21 protein-coding genes and 5 pseudogenes are annotated in these 20,642 nt (G+C 35.0%); 8 read left to right on the forward strand and 18 right to left on the reverse strand.

The features are described 5' to 3' along the window. Positions 1 to 507 carry a GNAT family N-acetyltransferase gene (locus tag HXT36_RS02930; protein WP_119529255.1) on the reverse strand — a complete coding sequence of 169 codons (507 nt, stop codon included), beginning with the start codon at positions 505 to 507 and terminating at the stop codon, positions 1 to 3. 312 nt (positions 508 to 819) lie between these two features. Between HXT36_RS02930 and HXT36_RS02935 the strand changes: the two are divergent. Together HXT36_RS02935 and HXT36_RS02940 are read left to right on the forward strand one after the other, a co-directional pair. Then, positions 820 to 1,023 (forward strand): annotated as a pseudogene (locus HXT36_RS02935) (helix-turn-helix transcriptional regulator). Next, complete coding sequence (locus HXT36_RS02940; RefSeq protein WP_115757652.1) at positions 1,020 to 1,421, forward strand: DUF2178 domain-containing protein; 402 nt, start codon at positions 1,020 to 1,022, stop codon at positions 1,419 to 1,421. Before HXT36_RS02935 ends, HXT36_RS02940 begins: the two are co-directional and overlap by 4 nt. Before the next feature lie 247 nt (positions 1,422 to 1,668). Here HXT36_RS02940 and HXT36_RS02945 read toward each other — a convergent pair. From HXT36_RS02945 to HXT36_RS02960, 4 genes and pseudogenes are all read right to left on the reverse strand, one after another. Then, a pseudogene (locus HXT36_RS02945) lies at positions 1,669 to 1,902 on the reverse strand (hypothetical protein); the annotation flags it as partial. A 24-nt stretch (positions 1,903 to 1,926) separates the two neighbouring features. Next, a complete protein-coding gene (locus HXT36_RS02950) occupies positions 1,927 to 2,913 on the reverse strand; it encodes a helix-turn-helix domain-containing protein (protein ID WP_421779206.1) in 987 nt (328 codons plus the stop codon). A 124-nt stretch (positions 2,914 to 3,037) separates the two neighbouring features. Beyond that, the gene (locus tag HXT36_RS02955) at positions 3,038 to 3,229 is read right to left on the reverse strand and encodes a hypothetical protein (protein ID WP_253254065.1); all 192 of its coding nucleotides are present in this window, start codon (positions 3,227 to 3,229) and stop codon (positions 3,038 to 3,040) included. Between the two features lie 175 nt (positions 3,230 to 3,404). Continuing rightward, a complete protein-coding gene (locus tag HXT36_RS02960) occupies positions 3,405 to 3,980 on the reverse strand; it encodes a hypothetical protein (protein WP_020757867.1) in 576 nt (191 codons plus the stop codon). Positions 3,981 to 4,309: 329 nt separating this feature from the next. Between HXT36_RS02960 and HXT36_RS02965 the strand changes: the two are divergent. Continuing rightward, positions 4,310 to 4,513 (forward strand): annotated as a pseudogene (locus HXT36_RS02965) (type II toxin-antitoxin system RelE/ParE family toxin); the annotation flags it as partial. Between the two features lie 307 nt (positions 4,514 to 4,820). On the opposite strand, the gene HXT36_RS02970 reads toward HXT36_RS02965, so the two are convergent. From HXT36_RS02970 to HXT36_RS02995, 6 genes are all read right to left on the reverse strand, one after another. Then, on the reverse strand, positions 4,821 to 5,453 hold the full coding sequence (locus HXT36_RS02970) for a helix-turn-helix domain-containing protein (protein ID WP_115757655.1): 633 nt from the start codon (positions 5,451 to 5,453) through the stop codon (positions 4,821 to 4,823). Between the two features lie 406 nt (positions 5,454 to 5,859). Continuing rightward, positions 5,860 to 6,810, reverse strand: coding sequence for an ABC transporter permease (locus HXT36_RS02975; protein ID WP_421779207.1), 951 nt, complete (start codon positions 6,808 to 6,810; stop codon positions 5,860 to 5,862). Next, the gene (locus tag HXT36_RS02980; RefSeq protein ID WP_421779208.1) at positions 6,807 to 7,586 is read right to left on the reverse strand and encodes an ABC transporter; all 780 of its coding nucleotides are present in this window, start codon (positions 7,584 to 7,586) and stop codon (positions 6,807 to 6,809) included. Before HXT36_RS02980 ends, HXT36_RS02975 begins: the two co-directional genes overlap by 4 nt. 10 nt (positions 7,587 to 7,596) lie before the next feature. Then, positions 7,597 to 8,709 (reverse strand): ABC transporter ATP-binding protein, encoded by a 1,113-nt coding sequence (locus HXT36_RS02985; RefSeq protein WP_421779209.1) that lies wholly within the window; start codon positions 8,707 to 8,709, stop codon positions 7,597 to 7,599. A gap of 444 nt (positions 8,710 to 9,153) precedes the next feature. After that, the gene (locus HXT36_RS02990; RefSeq protein WP_421779256.1) at positions 9,154 to 9,315 is read right to left on the reverse strand and encodes a hypothetical protein; all 162 of its coding nucleotides are present in this window, start codon (positions 9,313 to 9,315) and stop codon (positions 9,154 to 9,156) included. Beyond that, positions 9,302 to 9,787, reverse strand: a complete 486-nt coding sequence (locus tag HXT36_RS02995) for an NUDIX hydrolase (RefSeq protein ID WP_421779210.1) — start codon at positions 9,785 to 9,787, stop codon at positions 9,302 to 9,304. The genes HXT36_RS02990 and HXT36_RS02995 overlap by 14 nt, the downstream gene beginning before the upstream one ends. 413 nt (positions 9,788 to 10,200) lie before the next feature. Here HXT36_RS02995 and HXT36_RS03000 point away from each other — a divergent pair, with 413 nt between their 5' ends. Together HXT36_RS03000 and HXT36_RS03005 are read left to right on the forward strand one after the other, a co-directional pair. Continuing rightward, complete coding sequence (locus HXT36_RS03000) at positions 10,201 to 10,506, forward strand: type II toxin-antitoxin system RelB/DinJ family antitoxin (RefSeq protein ID WP_353938800.1); 306 nt, start codon at positions 10,201 to 10,203, stop codon at positions 10,504 to 10,506. Next, positions 10,503 to 10,835: a type II toxin-antitoxin system RelE/ParE family toxin gene (locus tag HXT36_RS03005; protein ID WP_421779211.1), complete on the forward strand. Its 333-nt coding sequence runs from the start codon at positions 10,503 to 10,505 to the stop codon at positions 10,833 to 10,835. Before HXT36_RS03000 ends, HXT36_RS03005 begins: the two co-directional genes overlap by 4 nt. Before the next feature lie 183 nt (positions 10,836 to 11,018). Here the strand turns inward: HXT36_RS03005 and HXT36_RS03010 are convergent, their stop codons facing one another. From HXT36_RS03010 to HXT36_RS03020, 3 genes are all read right to left on the reverse strand, one after another. After that, positions 11,019 to 11,630, reverse strand: coding sequence for a CadD family cadmium resistance transporter (locus HXT36_RS03010; RefSeq protein ID WP_004120505.1), 612 nt, complete (start codon positions 11,628 to 11,630; stop codon positions 11,019 to 11,021). Between the two features lie 538 nt (positions 11,631 to 12,168). After that, a complete protein-coding gene (locus tag HXT36_RS03015) occupies positions 12,169 to 12,465 on the reverse strand; it encodes a type II toxin-antitoxin system RelB/DinJ family antitoxin (RefSeq protein WP_421779212.1) in 297 nt (98 codons plus the stop codon). Between the two features lie 186 nt (positions 12,466 to 12,651). After that, positions 12,652 to 12,891, reverse strand: a complete 240-nt coding sequence (locus HXT36_RS03020; protein WP_004132045.1) for a restriction endonuclease — start codon at positions 12,889 to 12,891, stop codon at positions 12,652 to 12,654. 252 nt (positions 12,892 to 13,143) lie between these two features. Here HXT36_RS03020 and HXT36_RS03025 point away from each other — a divergent pair, with 252 nt between their 5' ends. Continuing rightward, positions 13,144 to 13,554, forward strand: a complete 411-nt coding sequence (locus HXT36_RS03025) for a hypothetical protein (protein WP_421779213.1) — start codon at positions 13,144 to 13,146, stop codon at positions 13,552 to 13,554. Between the two features lie 256 nt (positions 13,555 to 13,810). Here HXT36_RS03025 and HXT36_RS03030 read toward each other — a convergent pair whose 3' ends face one another. Beyond that, the gene (locus HXT36_RS03030) at positions 13,811 to 13,963 is read right to left on the reverse strand and encodes a hypothetical protein (protein ID WP_415680658.1); all 153 of its coding nucleotides are present in this window, start codon (positions 13,961 to 13,963) and stop codon (positions 13,811 to 13,813) included. Between the two features lie 413 nt (positions 13,964 to 14,376). On the opposite strand from HXT36_RS03030, the pseudogene HXT36_RS03035 reads away from it, so the two are divergent. Beyond that, a pseudogene (locus HXT36_RS03035) lies at positions 14,377 to 15,507 on the forward strand (IS1249 family transposase). Positions 15,508 to 15,671: 164 nt separating this feature from the next. Here the strand turns inward: HXT36_RS03035 and HXT36_RS03040 are convergent. After that, a complete protein-coding gene (locus tag HXT36_RS03040) occupies positions 15,672 to 16,988 on the reverse strand; it encodes a hypothetical protein (RefSeq protein ID WP_020973530.1) in 1,317 nt (438 codons plus the stop codon). Positions 16,989 to 17,042: 54 nt separating this feature from the next. Continuing rightward, positions 17,043 to 17,628, reverse strand: a pseudogene (locus HXT36_RS03045) (type IV secretory system conjugative DNA transfer family protein); the annotation flags it as partial. Positions 17,629 to 18,043: 415 nt separating this feature from the next. Here HXT36_RS03045 and HXT36_RS03050 point away from each other — a divergent pair. Next, positions 18,044 to 18,481 (forward strand): GNAT family N-acetyltransferase, encoded by a 438-nt coding sequence (locus HXT36_RS03050; protein WP_004114745.1) that lies wholly within the window; start codon positions 18,044 to 18,046, stop codon positions 18,479 to 18,481. Positions 18,482 to 19,136: 655 nt separating this feature from the next. On the opposite strand, the gene HXT36_RS03055 is transcribed toward HXT36_RS03050, so the two are convergent. Further along, positions 19,137 to 20,615, reverse strand: coding sequence for an Lsa family ABC-F type ribosomal protection protein (locus HXT36_RS03055; protein ID WP_421779214.1), 1,479 nt, complete (start codon positions 20,613 to 20,615; stop codon positions 19,137 to 19,139). Positions 20,616 to 20,642: the final 27 nt, after the last annotated feature.

A 20,642-nucleotide genomic window follows, 5' to 3' on the forward strand; every position in this document is an offset into this window, starting at 1 on the left:
CTATATATTAATCCAATACCTTCTTGTTGTAACGTTTCCTCTTGATAAGCTATTTTTCACTTTGTTTTCTAAAATTCCACCATTATTTTCTATGACTCGTATCGAGCCGATATTGTCATCATCACACGTAATCAAAACCTTATGTAGATTCAAAGTCTCTTTACAATATGCAAGTGCCATAGAAAGCATTTTTGTTCCATAGCCCTTCATACATTCAGACTGTCTAATTTCGTACCCTATGTGACCACCATAGTTAATTAAAAAAGAATTTAATTCATGCCTAATATTAATTTCACCAATAAATTTTTCATTATCTATCAGCCAAAACGTAGTAGCTTTAACATAATTTTCAGGCAAATTTATACCATGTTCAATATTATAAGAACTCTCTATAATTGTCTCGGGGTTTATAAAACGTCTTTCTGCATTCGGCCTAAAAATTTCATCTTCTTCATTTGCTTCTATATAACCTTGGATATATTTACTATCTGGTCTAATTAATTTCATAAGTTCCTCTTATTCTTAATATGCAATTCTAATAAGAATACAATCCTATTAAAATTAGAATCCATAATAGTCTGTTTAGCTTTAATAGTATTACTATTTTAAAAAAAAACCACACACAAGCTTTATTAAAGAAAAAATTCAATTTTTTCAACACATTAGCACTACATTTACATCAGCATTAGCAAAGCAAAACTCACGGCAGGTACTACACCACATCTTTATTAAATACAACGGAAAGCAAACTTGACATTTACTCTCGAAACAATTATCTTATATGTAAAGCTAGCTTTCCATTAGGAAGGAGAATGTAATTTGAAAAATAGACTTGAACAAATTAGAAAAGAAAAAGGCATAACCCAAGAAGAACTTGCCGACGCACTCGAAGTATAAAGACAGACAATCGGCTCTTTGGAAAATGGAAGATACAATCCATCAATCATATTGGCATACAAAATTGCCAAGTACTTTGATTTAACAATCGAAGAAATATTTATATACGAGGAAGATAAAAAATGAAAAAACAGAAAACCCAGAATTTTTGGTACATAGGATATGTAATAGGAATTTGCGGACTAATTCTTGCACTGACTCTTAAACTGAACGAATCCGTAGAAATTGTACTGTCAGTTGTTTTTGTTGCAATTATCTCACTTTCACACGTAAAAATCATGCACTATAAGATGATGGAAAAAGACCACAACTACAAAATAAATGTGAACGATGAAAGAAACGAGAAAATCAAAGATAAAGTAAATGCAACAATGGCATTCATACTAATGCACCTAATGGGAATAATTGCCATAATTGCATTTATCACAAAAGCATATTTGCCAGCTGCTCTTTTAGCTATTTCAGTCGCCCTTTCTCCATTAATCATGTTTTTTATCAACAAATATTATGAGAAAAAATATTAAAATCAGACCTAACCTGCCCATTTACTACTTATTACGAAGCTGACCAACCTTCATAAATTCCTTAATCTCCAATACGGAACTTTTTTATTCTCAAAGTTGCATCAGGCGAAGCAAATGAAAATGACCTTTACACTTGGATCAAAAATCACCAAGCTTAATGCTCAACATTCCGAAGCATTTTTAGAATATGCCAAACTCTATTTCGTGCGACTAGTCACAGTGACGGACATAAAACACCACAACAGTATTACTTCACTACAGCTTTTCCATTCAAGCAATGCACAACATAGTGAGCACATCCACCTGTTTTGCGCCCAAAATTATTACAACTAAGATTAGCTTTATGCTTATCACAAACTTCAGCCACGCCATTCTCACAAACTACTTCAAGACATGCACCCTTGGTAATTTCTCCCTCTAAAACACTCGTACCATTTAACGTATCCAACATGCAAGAAGCAACAGCCTTAACATTATTCGCCGCAAAATCGGCTCCGAAAGTCACTTATTTCTTTCCTAGCCTCCACGCTTTGAGCACTACTTCTATTACTCCGTAAGTCAATGCGGCCAACGGCCAAACAATCCAACTTTTTCCCCAATCGGACGTGATGAAACTGTAGGCTAAATAAATGCAGATAATTATAAGCCAGTAAGCTTGGAGGAATAAGCTAATCTTTGCAGGATAGACAGTTTTTTTCTTCGGTTGCAGCAAACGGCAATAGGACGAGCGGACGATATTCGCCTGTACGAATAAATAGACAGCTGCTGCCACCAGGGCAATAGCGATAACTACAAAAAAGCCGGATGAAAGTTGATAAAATTTCGGTGCTATATCCGAAATTATAAGAAAAATAAAGGCAACCATACATAAAACGACACCGATGACCGTCCGCAGCACATACGACGGCATGAAACGTTCCAAGCGTTCTTTGAGCACACTGTCAACGCCGTAAGCCGTTTCAAAGTCCTCTTTTTCCAAATATTGATAACGCTTTCCGTGGAAACTCTGAATAATAAAAATAGCTACAGCAACGGTAATAATCGCAACACTGAATGCTAAGCCCAAAGTTTTACCGACTTGTGCATTTACTGTGTGAGAAAGCAAAAGATCACTGCCAACCAACGGGATTGCCGCCAGAATACAAAGAAGAACGCCTAGAGCAACATAGGCGGCAAATGATATTCTGTGAGCAATATAAGCGGAGGCTTCTTCCATCTCAATTACCCGCATACGAACGCCGGATTCTTCCTGGCAGGCATTTTCATCTGCGTTGACGTTCTTCCCCATAACATCAATTTCATCTTTTACCAGAAGATCTGTACTAACACCAAACAAACGGCTCAATGCAATTATCCGTTCCATATCCGGGATACTTTGCGCACCTTCCCATTTGGAAACAGCTTGGCGACTGACACCCAATTTGTCCGCCAATTCTTCCTGCGACCAACCGTTTTGTTTACGCAGTTCCAATATTTTATCTGCTAAAATCATAAAAACATCTCCATTTCAAACTAGAATTCATCATGATCATGGTGAAATTATAGCTAAAACAGCAGTTGCGTAGTAGCAAGTTCAGTTGGCAATTGCCGTTAAAAGCGCAATTTCTGCCGACAAATTAGCGCAACCGACCGCCAATTCGTTTTCTTTCATTTTTGCACCGCGCTTCCCAATCATCTTCGCAAGCGCAAGCAAGCGCATCCGTTACAGACTGCAGATCTTCGCCTTCATAATACGCAACAAGCAACTTCTTAAACTCAGTAACCTTATTTTCTGGAATAACCAACAAGCCATTACCATGAGAAATCAAATAGTGTAGGGAACTTTTTTACAATTTTTATACCATTTTGTTCCCCAAAACATAAACAACTAAATTAATAATCACTCGACAGCAAAATAGCCTTAATGCTCATTGCAGAATGAAAGTTAATATTGGAAATATTGTAGGAGTGTAAACATCCAAGACAATTGCAAACAGAGAGTTGTTAATTTTTTTGTTCAATAATTTTATCGGTAAATGCCTTTAAAAATTCTTTAGAATTGCTCCAGCCTGCACCATTGTTTAATCCCGAGAAATCAAACCCAGATATTTCATCTAAAGCTTTACTACAAACCCATTCATACATTCCAGCCTCTTTGCTTTTATATATTATTAGGAACAATGGTTTCATTGCTTTTTTACCCAACAACAAAACACTAATATATTGTTTAGAATACATTACATCGTTATACCATTGTCCTGTCAGCCAATAGAATTTATCTTTGCGCCCCTTTTCACCAATCTCATCGCATAGATTTTGTAATTGTTTAGCCACATACGTGAGAACCTTTTCATCTATGTTTTTTACGAGCAAAGTTTCATCAACACCATTTTTACTTACCTCTTTCCAGTCAACATCTTCATTATTTTCTGAGTGTCTTTCATTCCTTGCAGACTTTTGATTTTCTGTTTTTAGTTCTCTATTATTATTGCTAAAACTATTCTGATTCTTACAACCTGAAATAAGTGATATAAGACAAACTACCATAGTCAAAAAAGCATAATGCTTGATATGCTTCATTTATGCCTCCTCCACAACTTAATCTTTACCTAATTGCAGCTACGATTCTCATGTTCAATCTTCACTCTGTTATTCACTATCACCTGCCCAATATTCATTCATCTCGTAGTACAAATCATCTTTGAGTCTAATAAAACTGACGGGATGTAAATTATGGACAAAGAATGCAAATCTGCAGCCTATAAAATAATTGTAACTAAAAATCATCCGATAATCTACGGGATTTTATTTCCATACATAAACAGATGCGTAGGAAAAGTGAATGCACCTTTTAGAAATAGAAGCGAGCTATCGTTAAAGGTTTAAAATTGACTTTATAGCCTGATTTCAGGCATGATATCCATTCTACTAACACCATGCCCATGCAATATTAGATTGTTGGATGGGAGCCGTGGTGTTCTAAAGGAATACGCAGAATTCCCATAGATAACTACACAGCTTTTTACCTCGTAGATGAAGATAAATTTAGCGTGACGGTTGTTCGTATCTTTTATGCAGGCAGAAACATCGAAAATATTATCAACAACAAATAATGGAAATTCGACAATATGTGACATATCTTTCTAAAAGCCCAATGTAACGTTTTATATAGTCAAAATCATGACTTGGTGCCAATGAACTTTTTTGACGCATAGCTCAAATAATTTCAATAGACTAGCTAGATGCAAAGAATATGCATTTTTATACGTGTGCAAAAATCGAATTCCATTTCTTATGATTAACTGTCATGTAAAAACACTAAAAGCATGTACAAAAGCCGGAAAATAAAAATCAGAAGAATGCGGAAATCAAAACTGAAAACCACATTCTTCTGACAAATTCCCAACCAACTACCAGTTCTTACTTATCACGCAACTTACCAACTTGCGTAAATTCCTTATCCCCAACACACATCTTCTTATCAGTGAACTTTACTCGCATCATTCTGCTAATAATATACTCATCCGTTATCAGCACAAAAAATTGCTTTTCTTTTTTATTCACCAAGTAATACTGTTCACTGCCAATAGTCTCTACCGCTTTACCGAATGCAAACGTATCGAACAAAGGAATATCACTGAACAAAGTAGTAATACACCCGATAAAATTATCCATAAACTTTTCAGACGAATTTGGAATAAACTTCGTCACCGTGAGCATAATAATTTCAGCATCTGCATATTCATCGCGAATAATTTGTTCCTTCATCTTGATTTTCTTACGAACACTCAATTTTTCATTAAGACCATACTTCGCTAAATCAATAGGCTTCTTAATGATTGACAAATCAATAGCATTGTCTTTATCCAACAAATGGTCGACAGTAACACCCAGCGCATCCGCAATCACCTTCAAATTTGCAACATCCGGCAGACCGCGACCACCTTCCCACTTCGCTACCGCAGCACGCGAAACCATAATCATTTCAGCAAGTTCTTCCTGAGTTAAACCCGCTTCCACGCGCGCATTTCTGATTTTTTCTCCTAACAACATCGTATAACTCCTTTCATTGGCTATAAGTTTTCGTTCTTAACGATTATTTGTTTTGCTCGTAATGCAATTAATAATCGCACTGCGTAATTACATGCTAACGAGCAACATATGAATAGAAAAGGAACGAACGAGAACACAAGCGTTACGAATCGTAACATGGCATTTTCTTAGCAAACGCGCACATAATTATGTGAAAATAGCTGTTTCAAAAGAAATTTATACAAAACTAACAGAGAACGTACAAAATCCAGGTGCACGAGCCATACAACACAACGCGCCGAAGACCGATATTCACCTCATTGCTCTGCTCTCATTCATGCCAATAATCAATATGCTTTTAGTATTACCCACCCCTATACCCGATAATAAAATCCTTATTTAATTAACTAAATCCCATATTTATCAGCTAAAACCCTATATTTGTTAAAGTACCTTTACGCTGTTGAACTGCCACACCAACATTCCATATGATCACACCAACAATTGCCCATAACATGCCGACAACAAGAATCACAAGTAGCGATACGCCAACATTTACAGAACCATCAACTATACTACGCGATACTTGCGTAACATGAGTTACTGGAATCACATATAACACGTATTGCATCATCTTAGGAAATACGCTAACTGGAGCAATCACACCACAAACAATAGGAAGTATTGCACTAAGCGCGTTAGAAATAGTATAAACATCATTCATCATCATGCTTATAGCAGCTATAGCGATACCAAATCCCGTAGAAGCAACAGGAACAATAAGGAACAACAGCATCAACGCACTCATATTAATCACAAAGAAAGCACTTGGGCTTACTACAAGCATTGTTATAAACAAAGTCACAGCATCACTCACCAAAGAAATAGTCACGAGCGCAATAATACGACCGAACCATAATGGTAATGCAACTTTCGCGCTTGTAAGCACGAATGGTGTTGTACCTTCAAAACGATCCCATGCTAGTGCTTCTGACACAGTCATACTTGTGGAAATAGAACATGCACCCATCACAGCAGCAAGAGTTGAAGCAATCAAACTATGATTAAAACCAGCGCTAGTTGCAGCACTAACTGCTCCATTGAATCCTCCACTTACAGCTCCAGATAGAAAAACGTATAAGAACGTGGATAAAAGAGGCTCAATAATCATACGGATAACAGCAGTATTCCAACTATTTAAGCTAGGTATACTCTGTATACTCACTCTTGCACCAGTTCGTATACTAGATAACACGCTCACGTGACCATACTGTGAATATTGATTATATTGATGCAATTCAGCGTACTTACTATTTTGAATAATTTTATTTTGCATTTTATTTTGCATAGTTTCAACCTGATTATTATTTCGTATCATATTATGTTTAAACTTCCATTAAGCGTTGCAAGTCGAATAGCATGACGTAACATAAAACCTGCAATAACAAGTAGAACGCTGGATAATACAACACATAACACAATTGCTAACACAGTAGTAGCATTAAACGATTGCGCATGAGACACCCACACTGCAGACGTAAGCGGATGAATAAACGCAATAACACGAGCTGGCAATGGCATTGATTCTACAGGTATCACTATTCCACAAAGCATCCATACAGGAATTAAAATCAAACCTTCATAAACTGTAGCTTTACGGCATAATACAAAAATTCCAGATAATAATGCAGCAGAAGCTACGCAAGCAAGCATAGAAAGTAAGTATCCAACTAGCTGCGTGAATGTTATCATAAAGAACCCATGGCAGAAAACAGCAACGGTAATAATCGCAATCGGCATACCAATGCACCCAAGTAAAGCTGCGGATCCTACAATAGGAAGAAACACTGCAGAAGGTGAGATAACACTTAAAGTTAAATATTGTAATGTTCCTAAATAACGCTGGTATCCAATAATTCCAACAGCAGTAGTTGTAGCAGACCATAATCCAGCTATAGAAGAATCAACCCAAATATTATTAAGACAGTTTGTACAATTATGAGAAAAACCATAGTAGGCAACAATTTTCATCAACGCAAAACATACTGGAGCAAGTATCGCATTTTGCAAGAAAAACGTTGTTTTTGCTAAGCTTTTAAGCTGAAACCATAAGCCACGAATCACAGAAGCATATGAATGAGTAGAAGTATTCATATTAAGCCTCCTACTTATTCAATGAAAGTGAAGAAGACGAAGAAGACGGCGTAGCAGAAGAAGTAGTAGAAGTAGAAGTATTTGATGCAGAAAAATTATCATTTTGCACAATAGCAAGATACGTTTCTTCCAAACTTGCAGCGCGATCACCTAAACGTGTAATCCCATCAACAGGAATTTTAATATTTCGTTCTTGAGATAATGTTTTACTCCACGCGATAGTAATATTTAACACTCCATGCGATTCAAAAACATCACACCACAACACTCCATCAAGTTTTTGCAATTCTTCCTTAACACTAGGAGTTCCGCTTGATACTTCACATTCATACGCGTACATTGTTACATGATCAATATGCTGCAAAGAAGCCAACTGCTGAACACTTCCCTGAGCGATAATATTACCGTGATTTATTACAGCAACAGTATCAGCTAATTTTTCAGCCTCACTCATCTCATGCGTAGTTAGCAAAATCGCTATTCCTTGATCTCGTAAAGCATGAATAATTTCACGTACTTTCCTAGCATTTTCAGGATCCAAACCAGTGGTAGGCTCATCTAAAAGCATAAGGTCCGTTCTAGCGACCAGCGATCGAGCAATATGCAACCGCTGCCACATTCCCCTTGAAAAAGTTTGAACAGCATCATGAGCTTTATCAAGTAAATCAACTTGCTCAAGAGCATCGTGAATACGCTTTCCTTGCTCCCTATATGGAACAGCAGAAAGATCAGCAAAATAACGAAGATTATCTAATGCACTTAACTTTTGATAAAATCCTCGCTCACCTCCAAGAAGTAACGACACATGCTTACGCGCTTCTCGAGGATTACTCACAGCATCAATACTAGAAATACGAACACTACCACTATCAGGAGCTAACAACGTGCCAACAATTTTTACGGTAGTTGTTTTACCTGCACCATTAGGGCCAAGCAAGCAAAATATTTCACCAGAATGAATATCAAAAGATACGTTATGTAAAACTTGGCGAGTTGTCTTCTTACGACCAAATCCACGAGAATAAGATCTTGTTATATTATCAATACGCAATATTAAGTTGCTAGTTGACTGCTTATTATTGTTATTGCGACTATTAGTTGCGTTTTCTATATTATTATTCATTATTATTGCTTCGTTCTTACTCGTTATTAAAGCTTAATTTTTACTGTTATTAAACCTTAATTCTTACTGTTATTGAATAAATTTCAACAATGAAAATCAGTTAGATAAAAAGATAACGCTTGCTTACAAGAACGATAAGAATGCGCAAAAACATGCAAAAAACGTGCAAAAACTACAGAAAAACCAACGCGCATGTGCAAACATAATGACAAAACATCATGCGCAATGCGTGTTTAATACTGCTAAAGAATATGTATCTTAAGCTGTTTTATGTGCTTTTATATGCCTTTCAAACCGTTCTTAAGACTAGCGATCATTTGGGCAGTCATAGCGCAACACCTCATAAACTTAAATGTGCTTTACGTGGAAAATTATACGAGCATTACGTCAAAAACTCAAATATAAGCAATCACAAAACATTTGTTTAACATTTGCAAAATATTACTATTTCTTCTTATAACCTATAGCAACATTACCTGTTTTATTAAGCCCTGGTACTTTAAGAACATCAGAACTTGACTTACAAGAGCCTGGCTTGTCTTTTAAATCAAATTTCCCATGTAACGATCTCTTGCCATAATAGCGGGATTCATTAATATCGCTCATCTGAAATTATATGCTCTATTCCACTATGCTCCGATTTAAGATATTCTTTCATAAATGTCGGGTAAGCCTTGAACTTATCAAGCTCATCTATAGGTAACCAATGCATTGTCTCTTTAGCACCTGACTCTGTAGTGCTTTGGCTCGTAAAATCTCTTTTGCCAATGGACTTCATCAAGTAGTAGAGTGTAAGCTCATGGAAGTCTACTCCATCTAAGCCGGAGCTGCCGATGAAGAAGTGCTCGTGTATGACGGCAAGGTGATCTACTTCGTAATTAAGACCTGTCTCTTCAAATACTTCTCTCTTAACGGCTTCTTCTGATGTCTCGCCCACGTGAACCGCTCCGCCAACTGAGTAGAAATAGTCGTCCTCATCATTTCTTGCAAATAGCACACAACCTTCTTCGACTATGATGGCTGCTGCTCTATATCTAAATGCTTTTTTATCGTTAATAAATCCGCAATTATGTTCCATAGTTTATTCCTTTATTTTTTTATCTAATTACTGTGACTTATGGTTCAAATGCAAACAAGTTCCCAATCTTAATTGAAAACCCAAGTGATTGATACATTTGTATATCACATTGTGCACAAGCAACAGTCATTGAACTTATTACACTCGACCCTAGAGCGTTGATATCTTCCCTCATACAGCCAAAGTGGGCTCAAAAACCGCTCCAAGCCAGCCTAAAGCTGCCACACGCTAAACCTTTTAACGATAAGAAAATATTGCAAAAAGGTTTAAGACCTGATTAATAGCTTGATTTTGAATCCGAAGATACAACAATGTGGAGTCATAATCTGAATAGTGATTAAACTTTTGCTTTCATCTGCTTGCGTATGCTTGCAAGCATTTTGTAAAATAAGGTCAGAAAGGACGCGAACACAATGACAAACACAAACGCTGTATATGCAAGAATCGATACAAATCTTAAAGAAAACGCTGAAAGCATATTGAGCCAACTTGGAATAACTCCATCTTCAGCAATCCAAATGCTTTACAGCCAGATTGTTTTACAAAAAGGCATGCCATTTGAACTCCGCTTGCCAACTAATAAGCCTACTGCTTTAGGCAGCTTAACAAGAGCCGAGTTGGATAAAGAATTACAAAAAGGCATCGACTCTATTTCAACTGGCAAACAATACAGTGCAGATGAAGTAGACCAATTCTTCGCTAAGGAATACGGCGTATGAGCACAACCTATAGCGTCATTTATTCTCCGCAAGCGTTCCTTGACATCACCGATCTATACGAATACATTCGCTTTACATTACAAGTTCCTAAAACGGCTGAAAAACAAGTCAACCGCATTAAGCATGCTATACGTTCTCTTAACACTATGCCTATGCGATATCAGCTTGTAGAGTGGGAGCCGTGGTGTTCTAAAGAAATACGCAGAGTTTCAGTCGATAACTACACTGTTTTCTACCAAGTAGACGAAAACCAAATGACTGTAACAGTTATTCGCATATTCTACTCAGGCAGAAATATAGAAAGTATTGTTAACGACCCAAATAACTAATACACGTTTGTATTAGAAAAGTAACGAACGAAGTAGCGTAATTTCGAACGTTATAAAATGCACCCACCTAATCATCCTCCTGCATCTTATAGCACGGTGAAGCGCCGTGACGGTGGGAAGCACCACTTATTTTCTCGTTTGAGTTTGAACGTAAAAATAGCAGATAAAGGGAAGGAAATGAATTTACACCACTTTTAGGACTTGACCTATGAAATAATTAATCGTTCCATTTTCAATCAATATATAGAGACCGAGTCCAATAAACACGACAGGTACAATTACTTTTTCATACTTTTCCACAGTCTCTCCGATAGCAGAAATTGAGGCGAGATTTTGAGATAATTTGCATAGAATCAAAATCCCTAAAGCAAATATTACTAAACTTATACTAATCTCAATCAAACTCTTTCCTGTAAAATAGGGGATATAAATTCCTAAATTATCTCCACCCATTGCCACTGTTAAACTTGTAAATGCTAAGATTTTTGATCCATCTCCGGTAATTTTCCCCTCGATATCTTCTTCATCAATATCTTCATCCACAAAAATTGCTCTTATACCAAGACCTAGCGGAATTAGACCAAGGAGTCCTATAATCCAATCTTGTGGAATAAAATTTAAAAAGTAAGCGGCAATAAGACTAGCCAGTACAAGCAGTCCTGTACCTAAATACTGCCCCACATAAATTGATTTCAAACCTTTCTTTCCTTGACTAGCGAATAAAATAGTCAAAACAACTAAGTAGTCAATGGATGTAGAAACAAAAACTAATAAAGCGGATACTATTGTTTCCATTATTTCTCCTTTCAAAATGTTTAATGTTTACAGCCAATCAAAATTGACTGCACACACATTGTGCCTCGGCAGTTACCAATGGAGACATTTTAAGAAATAACTTCACAATTTTCCCACCTTTCCTTGAAATATTACTTGTGAAATTTACTTAAACTATATGATTTTGTCAAATATGCTGATAGATATCCACGCAAACTGTGAAGATTGAAAATATATAAAATTAGATAGACCAAACATTATTCATCTAAATAAAGCCATTGTTTTCAAAAGTCTTATAGTCTATTATTTTATTTTCTTGACAACAAACAAATTGATTCTAAATGGATTGAGAGAACGGGTAGTATAGCTACACTTTTTTGAGTGCACACTATGGATATTGGGTGTACTTTTTAACGATAGGAAATATCGCAAAAGGTTTAATTGCCATTTATAACTTTCTCAATATCTCTTTTCCCATAAAGCACACGAGAAACCACAACTTCATACTTTTCTTCAAAAACAAAATAAAAAATAAGAAAATTATCACACGACACAAACCCTATGTCTTATGCAAAGATTCAAAAACCTTATCCGCAAGCTTCACATCACCAGATAAAACCGACTTATACCCCTTTTCCAACTCATCATTCAACTCACCTTGAGTCATAGAACTCACATCACGCGGCTCTCTATAACCCAATTTCACATCAAAAGGAAGCCCCTGCTGTAAAACAACCTGCTTATAAAACATGGTAATATCACTCGAAGGAGGAAGACCCAAAGAATTCAATATATACTCTGCCTGCTCTTTTAACTCCGGATCAATACGAGTATACAAGTTAGCTGTTTTCGCCATATAATCACCCCTTGTTTCTTACAACAATTACATGACATTGCATTGGCATTGCATTAACATCAGCATTAGCATCAGCATTTACACTTATACGTAATATTAAAAGCAAATTGCATTCAAAAACCGTAAGAAACTCAGCTAACAAACTCAAAATCAACAAAATCAAGTCACAAAACTTACACAAAAACACTACTCATCTTGATATTCAAGCAAAGCATCAGTATCAATCGTTTTAATCTCAAACGTTTTTCTTGTTGAAACACAAAAATTATGCTTAATCATAAGATTTGCAAGCTTCACACCATCAACCAAAATAATATGATGATTGTCAGCGTAATCTTTAGCTTTCTGCGAAAACCTAGACGTTGTAACAAAAAGACCATGCCCTTGCTTACCAGCTAGCCGAAAACCACGCTTGATTAACACCATTCTTGTTTTTCGGTGCCTTATAATTCGGCACATATCCAACCCTCACCCCATTGGGATATGTTTTCACGATATGATACTCAATGCCGTATTTATCCAGTTCTTTAAGTCCTGTCTGACAATAACCGCTAGATTTTAATCGAATATGGTTATCCCAACTTTCTAAGTAAGATAAATTAACGTAAAATGAGTGAAAAATAGTCTGTCTATGACAGTAGTCATCCACTTGACTATATAAATTTAAGGAGGTTAGTTATGAAGAAATCTGTATATCAAGCTATACGATTATTCCTTTTTTCATTATTACTCCCTCTTTTAGCCCTGATTATTAATTCTCTTAAATCACTCGATTGGGAAATTGTTTATGACTCACCCTTTTTACTCATTGTTATAGCTCATGCACTTGGTTTAACAAAAATTCTTCTTTACTCGATTGTTGTCAATCAAAAAACACTCGAAAACTTAGGAGTTTGTAAAACCATCGCTATCGCGCTTATCGCCCCTGCTATTGATTTATTGATATTACAAGAGTCTCCTCGGCAATTGGGTAGTAGCTGGACTTGCACGTACATTACATTTTTTATTACTCTTGAATGTATCCCAACTATAATTCCAATCATTGTTAAAGAGTTTTTACGAAGAAGAAACCAAAAGCACAAAGCCTAAAAATGCACCCACCTATTAAGCCCGTGACATCAAAACAACACTCTCCACGCGGATTGAGAGAACGGGTAGTATAGCTACACTTTTTTGAGTGCACACTATGGATATTGGGTGCACATTTTAACGATAGAAAAAGCTATCGTTAAAAGGTTTAAGATTGGCTTGATAGCTTGATTTTTGAGCATAAAAACAGCCTAGAGAGGATTCACCCCCTAGGCTGACTTTTGTAACATTTCAAATGCTCATAGTCTTTTGGCTTTTACAATGCTCTTTCAATATCCACACTAATCTCTGATTTAAAAGTTACGCTGAACCTGTCTTCGTAAACTTTTATTTTCTTGATGTACTTTCTTACCAGCTTCTCGTCATACTCACTAATATCGTGACGCTCACTTTTCAGAAAATCTTCCATTTCTCTGATTCGTCTTTTAGCATCTTCTTGACCTGCTTTTTCTATAAGAAGCTGCTGTTTCTTAACTTTAAGCTCATCAATCTCGTTGGCAGTTTATTTGCGCTTAGATTTCTGTTAACATCCCCATTAACAGCTGTTTCTTCAGTTCTAACAATTTGTACGCCCCCGCAACGCGAGCACTCAACTATTTTCACTTTACTCTCCGTTGTAATTAGCATAGGGAAAGCACGGGTTATTGGCCAAAAAGTGTGTAAGAAATCATGTCTCACGCATTGCAATACAAGCGTTTTGCGGTAATCGAATCTGTTTTCTGCACATTCGCCACCCGGACAAAAAGTGTGTAAAAAATCAGCTCATAACCCTTATAGCAGTAGGGCTCAATGTATATCGAATGTGGGTTATTCTTCATTTGTATGAATAACCCACTATGCAATAACTGTCATCATAGAATGAGCAAGAATGGTTACACCAATGCTGGCACTACTAGATACCGTTGTTCTAACTGCGGAGCTTCTAAAAGTAGAGCGTATGATAGACAATCAAACGATTTAACAGTTAGTTTAAATTGGCTTTTATCTAATAAGACTCAGGATAAGTATTCATATGATTTCTCAGCCCGTACCTTAAGACGTAAGAATAAGCTTTTATGGGACTTATGGCCGCAAGTACCATTCGTGGATGAAGTTTATGATTACATTCATGTTGATGGTATTCATTTAGGACGTAAATCTGTAGTATTAATCGCTTACTCTGGTAAACATGTTTTAGGCTGGTACGTGGCTCGTAGTGAGAATAGTCGCGCGCGGGGTTACCTCATGCAGCGTATTGCGGAACCGCTAGTAGTAGTTTGTGATGGTTCTGGTGGTATTCGTAAAGCAGTAAAAACATATTGGCCTAACACGAAAATACAACGTTGCTTATTCCATATAGGTCTTAACATTAAAGCTTTAACTGGAGTTAATCCTCGTCTTACTCCTGGTAAGCAATTACTGTCATTAGCTAACATTGTTTCTGACATAAAAACAGAAGATCAAGCTCGTAATTGGCTTATTTCTTACAATAATTAGGTGAATACTTGGAGTGATTTTCTTAAAGAGAAAAGCAAGTATTGTGATGGTAGTATTGCTGATACTCATCAAAGACTAGTTCGTGCTAAATCAATGATTGATAGGCGTATTCGTGAGGGTTATATGTTTACTTTTCTTAATCCCCCAGAAGATTGCAATCATCCTATTCCACCAACTAATAATGCTATTGAATCAATGAATAGTAGAATTCGCGCTATGCTACGTAATCATCGTGGATTAAGCTTGTTAAAACGTATACACGCTATATGCTGGTGGTGTTATTTAAACACGAGTAAGCCAAGAGATAAGTCTTGGATAGTCACTCATTCTTTTACTAGTAAACGTATAGAACAACTCTATAGGCAAGATTGGGAGCGTTCTAATCAAGGATTATCTGAAGTATTTGGAATACCAGCAAGATATGGTACTGGCGTTGATTGGAATGAGTTCCATAAGAGTCGTGAATACTACCAGTAATTATCAAAAAGCTAAGCTGACTGCTTCTATTTTAAGAATACTCATCAGCTTAGCTTTACACACTTTTTGGCCTATAACCCAATTTTAGCCTCCTAATTTTGAGTATAAAAAAGACGATAGAGTTTTTAATTTCTATCGTCCCATTATATAAAACTATTTTTCTTTTATTCTTCTTCATAACTGTTCATAATTTCTCTACAATTATCAAACAAAACTTTTCTATCCTCAAATTTCATTTCAAAAATTTCAGGAACATCTGATCCTATAACTTTTACCGGTCCTATAGATGTAATAATATAACCTGGATTACCCTCTAATTCTATCAATTTAAAACTACTGCCACACCCTTTGCAGTATAGCTCAGCTAAGTCATGAGGTGGTTCCCATTTCTTTACTACACCACACATACACTGTAACTCAATAATTTCATCCGAATCTTTTAAACCTTCTTTAATGAAAAAACAATAGGAGTTATTTCTGGTCTGTAGTAAATGATTCACCTCTGTTATATAATCGTTTATCTGTTTAGATAATCGAGTAGCGTATTCACGCTTATAAACTTTATTTACCATAAAAGAGATTGATTTAAGATATATCGCTGATATAAATCTCATCATAGTCGATAAGATTTCATACTTTAATTCATTAAAATTTTCAGTGCTTAATAAATATGGTCCAATATCACTACAAAAAATAATATCTGAACTGTCTGAGCTAGTGAATAAAGTTGATGTATATCCAATATGCGTGAATTCAGATGAAAATCTAAATAAATTTTTCAATTCTTCTTTTAAAGCTTCTTGATTATCTAAATTTAACTCAGTAAAAATATAATCAATTTTGTCACCAAAATTCTTCTTTGTACATTTTGTGATATCTGACTCAACCCCTCTTACACGTTGATTGTAATTTAAATTATCAAATTCACTTAACGCATCTTCTATTTCTTGATTAAATAAAGAATGCCTGATTGATTTAGTTGCATATAGTTCAAAGCTTTTTAAAGATGTAAGAACATGAAAATTTAGCTCTTTTGCATCTAATATTATTAGTTGATAAGCGTCTGAAACCATGCTGTCAAGTGTCTGTCTAGTTGTGGTTACTAAGTTACTGTAATCAATAAATCCTTTTCTTAATTTACCAACATTGTTACTATCTATCTTATCTATCTCATCGCTCTTAAAAACAATTAAAAATTTTTTTAATATTTCGAAATCATTTTTCAATATCCTAGGAATAATTTTCTTAAAATATTGTTTTGAGCTTGCTACTTCATTAAACTCATCATTTACCGTATATGTTTCAATAATCAACTGTTCGATTTCTTTATTCAAAGCATCTAGCTTAATTGTTAAATCATAAAACAATTTGTTTACATAAACTATATTGTTAAATAACACCTCATAGTTATTTAGAGCGGCTAAGCTTTTCCTCTCAGAAAAATTAAGTGCCAAGCTTTTTAAAATATCTTTTTCATTCATTATCTACAACCTCTTTCTTAACAATAATTATATAATGTATTAATCTAATTTAAACTAAATTCTTATAATGAAAGTATTTGACTTCAAACTAGGCTTATCTTTCCTCTTCATATATATCTCAATATCAAAAGTATTTCTCTTGTCATTGTCTTCCAGTAACTTACAGTTCTTGTGCTTTGTAATGTCATACTTCTCAGATAGAAAAGGTCTCACTCCTTTTAGTTTGTATATACACTTGCCGCCATCCATTACAGTTATTTCATCTTGACTCATAAGTTCCTTGCAAGTCTTTTGGTAATTTAGACCAAAAAGATTTTTGATTTGACCTTGTTTCTAATGTGTTATATAGGTCTATGGTTTCTTTTCCTAAGGTTTCTGATAACTCTTTTACTGTTGTTTTTTCTTTTCCTCCTAGAAAGAGTGTGGAGTCACAGTTACCAACTATTGTATCTGAATGGTCTTTATAGATTGCCTTTAATTGAGATTGTGCTTGCAGAATTATACTTGCCGATATTTCTCTTGAACGAATTGTCGCTATTAGTTTCTCAAATTTAGGAATTAAGCCAATATTTGCAAACTCATCAAGTAAACATCTTACATGAACTGGAAGTCTTCCACTATACACATCATCTGGGTAATCGGCAGAAACACGTACCTATCCATCAGGTATATATTTCTACCAATTAAAAAATTCTACGTGAAAAGAGACAAAACTACACTGTCTGTCAAGGATTTTGTCAGTTTTTTCATGGCTTGCCAACCTTTTATGCTAACTTTTCTTGAGTTAATTATACAAGAAAAAATCTATATTGACTTGCCTTTATATATTGTATATCTGTTATTTACTCGTCTATTTTCATTACGCTCCCATCTTAGAAGATTATAACAAGAAGAATGTGTTTGATATTGAAGAATATATAAAGAGAAAAGGCAAGGTTAAGCTTAATAGAAATACTGTAATTACAAGATTGCAAGATTTACTGTTATAACTATATGGTCGAGGGTATATCTGAAATAATAGAGATAGATAAATTTGAAGTTGCGGAGGCAATGAAATGATTAGGAAAATAAAAAAAGAAGATGCTCAATCTATACGAGAAATATGTGATATTTCTTTAGGATATACTGTTTCTACAGAGTTAGTAGAGAATCAAATCACAAAACTATCGGCTGATAAAAAGCATCATGTGATTTATGTTTATGAGGATGAGGATTTACATAAGGTTGTTGGATTTATACATGCTGAAATGTATGAGAGTCTTTATTCAGATTGTGGATTAAATATTCTAGGATTAGCTGTCTTACCAGAGTTTCAAGGAAGAGGCATTGGAAAAAAATTGATGAATCATTTAGAAATGGATTCTCGACAAAAATTACTTAAGTTTATCAGGTTAAACTCAGCAGAAGCAAGAACAGAAGCACATAAATTCTATGAAAATATAGGATATGTATGTGATAAGACGCAAAAGAGATTTATTAAAATTTTCGAATAAGTCAATTTTAGTTTGTTGAACTGAAAAATTGGATACTAAATGCGTAAGACGATAGAAAAGAAAAAATCTATCGTCTTTTTCATGCCTATTTTCAATTTATATTGCGATCAATAAATAGGGAAAACTCACTAAGAAGCTAAGAAAGTATTTCATCATACTATGCATGAATCGTACTTAATTAACATTCCCCACTTCACAGGGTGGGTGCAAGGTGGCGAATCGACTTGCATGAGCTATTAAATATAATTCGCGAATGCACTTCGATTCGCTGAGCTTGCTCAAAGTTGAAAGCACAGTGTGCTTTCAACGCAAGCGAAGTACGTTAACATCCTGTGCACTCGACCCTAGAGCGTCGATATCTTACCTCATACAGAAAAATAGCACTCAAAAATCACGCCAAGCCAGCCTAAAGCAGCCACACGCTAAACCTTTTAACAATAGCCCTCACTAAGCCTTGCTGCACAAGGGCAAAAATGCACCCACCTATTAAGCCCTTGACATCAATACGACAGTCTCACGTGTATCAAGACTACCCTTATGATAACCATGCATCAATAAAAGAGCCTTAACGTTCATTGCAGGAGAGAAACTGGCAAGGGGAATGTCGTATGATGATAAAAGTCTAAGGCACTACAAACTGGGATTTGGATTTTACTTAAAATTGTATTATTTTATTAGCGATATCTTCTACAAATCGCTTATCGTGTTCCACAAATATGAGTGTAGGCTTTGCTTCTTTTATAATTTCCTCAATCTGTATTCTTGATATTACATCTATATAATTCAGTGGTTCGTCCCAAACAAATATATGAGCTGGCTTTGAGAAACTTACAGCAATTAAAACTTTCTTTTTTTGTCCATCACTATAATTCTTCATATCCATTTCAAATAATTCTCTTGAAAAATCTAATTTTCTTAGAATTGTTTTACACAATGTTTCATCAACATCTTGCTTGTGAATATATTCATTTAGGCTACCTGTTAAATTAGATGTGTCTTGAGGAATATACGAGATTTTTAAATTACCTGCTAATTTTATCTCACCTGTATACTCGTGATTTATACCTAATAAAATTTTAATCAAGGTTGATTTTCCGCTACCATTACCCCCATATATAGCCACTATGTCGCCTTGCTTTATCTCGAAACTTACATTATTTAGGATCTGTCTCTCTCCATAGCATGATGATAAATTGCTAACCGATATTAGAGGATTTTTATGATGATGTAATGGATGCAATAATAGACTTTCCTTTGTTTCGATATCTTTTAGTAAACTCTGTTTTTCTTCTATTGCCTTGTTTTGTCTATTCTCCAAATTCTTAGATTTTTTCATCATCTTGACTGATTGATGACCTATATGTCCTTTGTCTGGTTTTACACCTGATACTTTTACACCATTTTTAGTATTTTCAATTTTATCAGACCAAATTTGACTTTGTCTTGCAGACTCTTTTAATCGTTTAATATCTTTTCTTAATCTCTCATTTTGACTAATTTCAAATTGGTCTTTCATCACTTTGTTTTCATACCATGATGTAAAATTTCCCGATTGGACATCAATAGAATTCCTGTTAATAGAAATAACATGATTGATACAACCATCTAAAAAATCTCTATCATGAGATATAAGCAAAAATCCTTTTTTACTTTTCAGATATTCACTTACAATTTTTCTTCCGTCCATATCTAAATGGTTTGTTGGTTCATCAATAAGTAAAAAGCCATCTTCTCTTGTAAACAAAATAGCTAAAAGGATTTTTGTTTGTTCCCCTTTAGAAAGCGTTTCAAACTCTCTGTAAACAAGGTTCTCATCTACATTTAGCAAACTGAGTTCTCTAAATAACTTCCATTCTTCATCATCTGATATTAGTTCTTTATATAACTCAATTCCTAATTTTGAAGTATCGCTTATATTTGGTGGAAATTTAATAAATTCAACATCCTTGCTTATTTTACCTTGATAAGTTTCTTGATTTAAAAGTAACTTAAATAGAGTTGATTTACCGATTCCATTTCTTCCTATCAATCCCGTTTTCCAGTTTGTATCAAAGGAAAACGATACATTTTTAAATATGGGTTTTACATATCCATAATATGAGAAAGTGAGGTTTTCAATTTTAATTACTGACATAAAACGCCTCCCTAAATTATCATTTAC

Source organism: Gardnerella sp. DNF01144 (assembly GCF_049244245.1).
Lineage (GTDB): Bacteria > Actinomycetota > Actinomycetes > Actinomycetales > Bifidobacteriaceae > Bifidobacterium > Bifidobacterium piotii.

Coding starts and splice junctions, on each gene's coding strand:
- HXT36_RS02970 (WP_115757655.1), bottom strand. CDS start 5,453: ATGTTGTTAGGAGAAAAAATCAGAAATGCGCGCGTGGAAGCGGGTTTA.
- HXT36_RS03005 (WP_421779211.1), top strand. CDS start 10,503: ATGAGCACAACCTATAGCGTCATTTATTCTCCGCAAGCGTTCCTTGAC.
- HXT36_RS03000 (WP_353938800.1), top strand. CDS start 10,201: ATGACAAACACAAACGCTGTATATGCAAGAATCGATACAAATCTTAAA.
- HXT36_RS02995 (WP_421779210.1), bottom strand. CDS start 9,787: ATGGAACATAATTGCGGATTTATTAACGATAAAAAAGCATTTAGATAT.
- HXT36_RS03055 (WP_421779214.1), bottom strand. CDS start 20,615: ATGTCAGTAATTAAAATTGAAAACCTCACTTTCTCATATTATGGATAT.
- HXT36_RS03050 (WP_004114745.1), top strand. CDS start 18,044: ATGATTAGGAAAATAAAAAAAGAAGATGCTCAATCTATACGAGAAATA.
- HXT36_RS02940 (WP_115757652.1), top strand. CDS start 1,020: ATGAAAAAACAGAAAACCCAGAATTTTTGGTACATAGGATATGTAATA.
- HXT36_RS02930 (WP_119529255.1), bottom strand. CDS start 507: ATGAAATTAATTAGACCAGATAGTAAATATATCCAAGGTTATATAGAA.
- HXT36_RS03020 (WP_004132045.1), bottom strand. CDS start 12,891: ATGGTGTTAATCAAGCGTGGTTTTCGGCTAGCTGGTAAGCAAGGGCAT.
- HXT36_RS03015 (WP_421779212.1), bottom strand. CDS start 12,465: ATGGCGAAAACAGCTAACTTGTATACTCGTATTGATCCGGAGTTAAAA.
- HXT36_RS02985 (WP_421779209.1), bottom strand. CDS start 8,709: ATGAATAATAATATAGAAAACGCAACTAATAGTCGCAATAACAATAAT.
- HXT36_RS02975 (WP_421779207.1), bottom strand. CDS start 6,810: ATGATACGAAATAATAATCAGGTTGAAACTATGCAAAATAAAATGCAA.
- HXT36_RS02990 (WP_421779256.1), bottom strand. CDS start 9,315: ATGAGCGATATTAATGAATCCCGCTATTATGGCAAGAGATCGTTACAT.
- HXT36_RS03030 (WP_415680658.1), bottom strand. CDS start 13,963: ATGGAAGATTTTCTGAAAAGTGAGCGTCACGATATTAGTGAGTATGAC.
- HXT36_RS02980 (WP_421779208.1), bottom strand. CDS start 7,586: ATGAATACTTCTACTCATTCATATGCTTCTGTGATTCGTGGCTTATGG.
- HXT36_RS02950 (WP_421779206.1), bottom strand. CDS start 2,913: ATGATTTTAGCAGATAAAATATTGGAACTGCGTAAACAAAACGGTTGG.
- HXT36_RS03010 (WP_004120505.1), bottom strand. CDS start 11,630: ATGGAAACAATAGTATCCGCTTTATTAGTTTTTGTTTCTACATCCATT.
- HXT36_RS03025 (WP_421779213.1), top strand. CDS start 13,144: ATGAAGAAATCTGTATATCAAGCTATACGATTATTCCTTTTTTCATTA.
- HXT36_RS02960 (WP_020757867.1), bottom strand. CDS start 3,980: ATGAAGCATATCAAGCATTATGCTTTTTTGACTATGGTAGTTTGTCTT.
- HXT36_RS03040 (WP_020973530.1), bottom strand. CDS start 16,988: ATGAATGAAAAAGATATTTTAAAAAGCTTGGCACTTAATTTTTCTGAG.